4 protein-coding genes and 1 pseudogene are annotated in these 3,594 nt (G+C 67.0%); 4 read left to right on the top strand and 1 reads right to left on the bottom strand.

Annotation, left to right across the window (positions count from 1 at the left end):
* The 4 genes and pseudogenes from F3J15_RS37020 to F3J15_RS37035 all read left to right on the top strand — a co-directional run.
* Positions 1 to 314, top strand: a pseudogene (locus F3J15_RS37020) (hypothetical protein); the annotation flags it as partial.
* A 264-nt stretch (positions 315 to 578) separates the two neighbouring features.
* Positions 579 to 1,034 (top strand): hypothetical protein, encoded by a 456-nt coding sequence (locus tag F3J15_RS38030; protein WP_240160169.1) that lies wholly within the window; start codon positions 579 to 581, stop codon positions 1,032 to 1,034.
* Positions 1,035 to 1,037: 3 nt separating this feature from the next.
* Entirely contained in the window at positions 1,038 to 1,730 is a 693-nt protein-coding gene (locus tag F3J15_RS37030; protein WP_166897722.1) for a cysteine peptidase family C39 domain-containing protein, read from the top strand.
* An 8-nt stretch (positions 1,731 to 1,738) separates the two neighbouring features.
* Entirely contained in the window at positions 1,739 to 2,455 is a 717-nt protein-coding gene (locus F3J15_RS37035; RefSeq protein WP_166897724.1) for a hypothetical protein, read from the top strand.
* Between the two features lie 95 nt (positions 2,456 to 2,550).
* Here F3J15_RS37035 and F3J15_RS37040 read toward each other — a convergent pair.
* On the bottom strand, positions 2,551 to 3,594 hold a 1,044-nt coding region (locus F3J15_RS37040), incomplete at its 5' end, for an acetate kinase (protein ID WP_166897727.1).

Below are 3,594 nucleotides of genomic sequence, written 5' to 3' on the forward strand. Positions count from 1 at the left end.
CGACGAACGGTGGCGCGACGACGACGGCCAGCAACGGCAGCGCTACCGCGGGTAGCGGCGCGGTGGGCGCGATGGGTGGCGCGGGCGGCGCAGGTGGCACCGGCAACGGCGGCGTCGGTAACGGCGCGGTCGGCGGCGCGGGTGGCGCAGGCGGAGCCAATACGGTCAATGCGGGGACATTCAACATGTCCAACGCAATGGCGAGCGTTGGCCAGACCGCGGCGGGCATCATGGTCGCCAACCAGAACAGCGGCATGGCGTCGCTCGTTCAGCAGGCCGTGACCGTGCAGGCGAACCTGTCGGTAGGACGTTAGAACGGCCGGTAGGTCCCGGCGAGCCGGATGCATCGACGCGGGCGCAGGTGATCCCGCGGCTCGCGTTCGATCGCAGATGGACTGACGTGCCGGCAAGGGCGGGACGGCCGAACGGCCGTCTCGTTCTCGTCGGCGCAGGCCGGACCGATTTCCGTCGATCGACGGTCACGCGGATTCCGCTCCCCGTGCGCCGGGTTCGTGCCGGCTCGCGCAGGGACCAAGGAGACAGCCATGCGAATCCGAACGGCACTTTCGCAGGTGATATTGCCCGCAGCGCTGCTGCCGGGCCTGACGGTCCATGCCATGGCTGACGAGGCGCGAACCGTCGCGGTGGAGTCAGCAGTCGCCGTTGCGCCGGGCGCTGCCCCTTCCCCACCCGCGGCACGCGCGGATCAGGCCGATCCGGCCGCGGCCGTCGCACCCCCGGCGACGGCGACACCCTCCGCGACTGGCGCCGCGACCGCGCAAGCGGCCAGCTTCGGCGTCGCGATGACGCCCGACCAGCTCGACGAGCATCGGGGTGGCGACGCGCTGATCGGCCAGAACTATCTGACCGGCGCGGTGGCCGATAACGTCGCGAACCGGGTATCGACCGGCTCGAATTCGATCACCGACGGCTCGTTCGCCAATGCGAGCGGTCTGCCGACGGTCATCCAGAATACCGGCGCGAACGTGCTGATTCAGAACGCGACGGTGCTCAACGTGCGCTTCGGGAATTGAGCGATGAGACAGGTGGCCGCCGCGTGCATCGTGGCGCTCGCGTACGCGCTATCCGGCCCGGCTGCATCGGCGGACGAGATGACGGTCGTCGATCCGGCGGGCGCCGGTTATGCGATGCACGTCACGAGTCTCAAGGAAGCGCGATTCAAGCGCACCATCAAGCAGCAGTTCGATTTCAGCTGCGGGTCGGCTGCCGTCGCGACGCTGCTGACTTATCAGTATGACTATCCGATGACCGAGCAGACCGCCTTCGCCCAGATGTGGGAGAACGGCAATCAGGAGAAGATCCGCCAGCAGGGCTTCTCGCTGCTCGACATCCGGCGTTTTCTCGAAGCGAACGGCTTCGTCGCGGACGGCTTCGAGTTGCCGTTGCAGACGCTTGCCAAGACGCACACGCCGGCGATCGTGTTGATCACCGAGCACGGCTATCACCATTTCGTGGTCGTGAAGGGGCTGCGTGACGGGCGTGTGCTCGTCGGCGATCCAGCCACCGGCACGCGGCCGATGTCGCTGGCGAGTTTCGAGCAGAAGTGGGAAGACCATGTGATTTTCGTGATCCACAACCGGCCCGAGCGGGCGGTGTTCAACGATCCGCGGGACTGGCGCGTTGCGCCCAGCGCGCCGCTGTACACCGGCATTGCCCGCGACGGCCTGTACAACGTCGTGATGCCGAAGCACGGCCCGAGCGACTTTTGAGGATCGTCATGAGATCCGAGACCAGGAGGATCGCCGGCATCGCCGCGATGGTATGCGGCGGGGCGACGTCCGTGAGTGCGGCGGCGATGCAGGACGGCGCGCCGACCGCGATTGTCGAGCCTGTCGCGCAGACGAGCGGCGTCCTGTCGGCAGCCGCCACGAACGCGGGCGTCGATACGGCGCCTGCAGAGTCGGGGGCCGGGGGCGCGCCGAACCTGCGTGCCGGGCCCCTCGCGACGGCGGAGTGCGCGGCCGGGCCGCCGGCCCCGGAGCCGGAGTCGGGCGGCGCGCAACAACGAAACTGGCCGGCAACCGGTGCGATCGCGCTCAGCGACGCGCGCCTCGATGCGATGCGCGGCGGCTTCGACATGCCGAGCGGCCTAAAGATTTCGTTCGGCGTGTCGCGTGTCGCGTTCGTGAACGGCAATCTGGTCACGACGACCAGCTTCAACATCCCGGACATCAGTCATATCACCGCGCAACAGGCGCAGGCGCTGGCGGCCGCGAACGCGGGCGCGTTGATCCAGGTTGGCGCCGGCAACGCCGCGCAGCCCGCCGCGCTGCCGGCGCTGACCGGCGCGGTGATCCAGAACACGTTGAACAGCCAGCAAATCCAGGCGCTGACGACGATCAACATGACCGTCAACACTCTGGCGACGTTCAAGAACCTGAACGTGATGTCGACGCTGAACAATGCGCTGCTCGGCGCGTTGCCGGGACGATGAGGTTCGGTGAGCGGTCGATGATCGGCGGATGAGCGGGTAATGGCACGCTGGTGCCGGCGTGCGTCGCGCGGCCCGCCGTCGGCGCATGTCGGCGATCAGAATGCAATCGGCACGCGCAGTGTCATGACCACGTCCGGCGTGTCGCGCGTGAGGCCGGCGCCGATCGAAAGATTCAGCGTGGTCTTCGGTGACAGCCGGTACGAGTAACCGAGGAGCAGTGAACCGAGGATCACGCGTACCGAGCTTGGAATCGTCTGGCCGTTCTGTTTCGTGGGCAGCACGATGCTTTGGTCGTAGCCGAGGCTCACCGACGCTTTCTCGTTCAGCGCGAGGCCCATGCCGATGTTGAAACCCCAGATGTCGCCGGGTTGCAATTTTCCGATGAAATCTTTCTGCCCGTCGCGAATCGTGAGGCTGAGATTGTCGCGGCTGAAGCTGTGCAGATAGCTCATGTTGCCGAAGAACACCACCGGGTCGGATGGAAAGAGCCAGGTGAGGCCCGGCTGGACCGCGTAGAAGCCCGAGCCGGTCGGCTGCTCGAGCGGCAGGCCGGTGCCGGTGGCATTGCCGACGCAGCGCGTGACGCAGTCGGTGACGACGTCGAACGGGCTCTTGCCGGTGGCGGTCTTGAAGCGCAGCCAGCCGATGTAATAGAACTTGTCGGGGCCGCCGATATTGAACTGGTAGCGCAGCGTCATTTCGACGTCGCCGAGGCCTTTGCCGTGGCTGTTGAACGCGTTGTCCTGGGCGGAACCGGTGAAGATCTCGCGGCTGATCGTGTCGTTCGTCGAATACACATAGGGGACGCGGACTTCGACTTCCATCCGGTTGGTGATCCCGTAGCGTACCGCGACCGCGCCGGTCAGCGTGGTCGTCTTGACTTCCCGCACGTCGACCAGGCCGATCAGCAGCGCGGGGATGATCGTGTAGCCGACGAGTGCGACGCGGTTCGACGACGAATAGTTGAACTGGAACGACGGCTCGACGACGAACTTGTGCTTCGGCGTCAGCACGCCGGGCTGATCGAAGATCGGCGCGACGGGCGGCGGTGCGGTTTCCGCCACCGGCGCCTGGCCGATCGGCTGGTTCGGTGGCGCGGCGGACCCGGCCGCGGATTGCACGTTGCCTGCCGTGCCGGG

It is taken from the genome of Burkholderia sp. Ap-955 (assembly GCF_011753045.1).
In the GTDB taxonomy this organism is placed as follows: domain Bacteria; phylum Pseudomonadota; class Gammaproteobacteria; order Burkholderiales; family Burkholderiaceae; genus Burkholderia; species Burkholderia lata_D.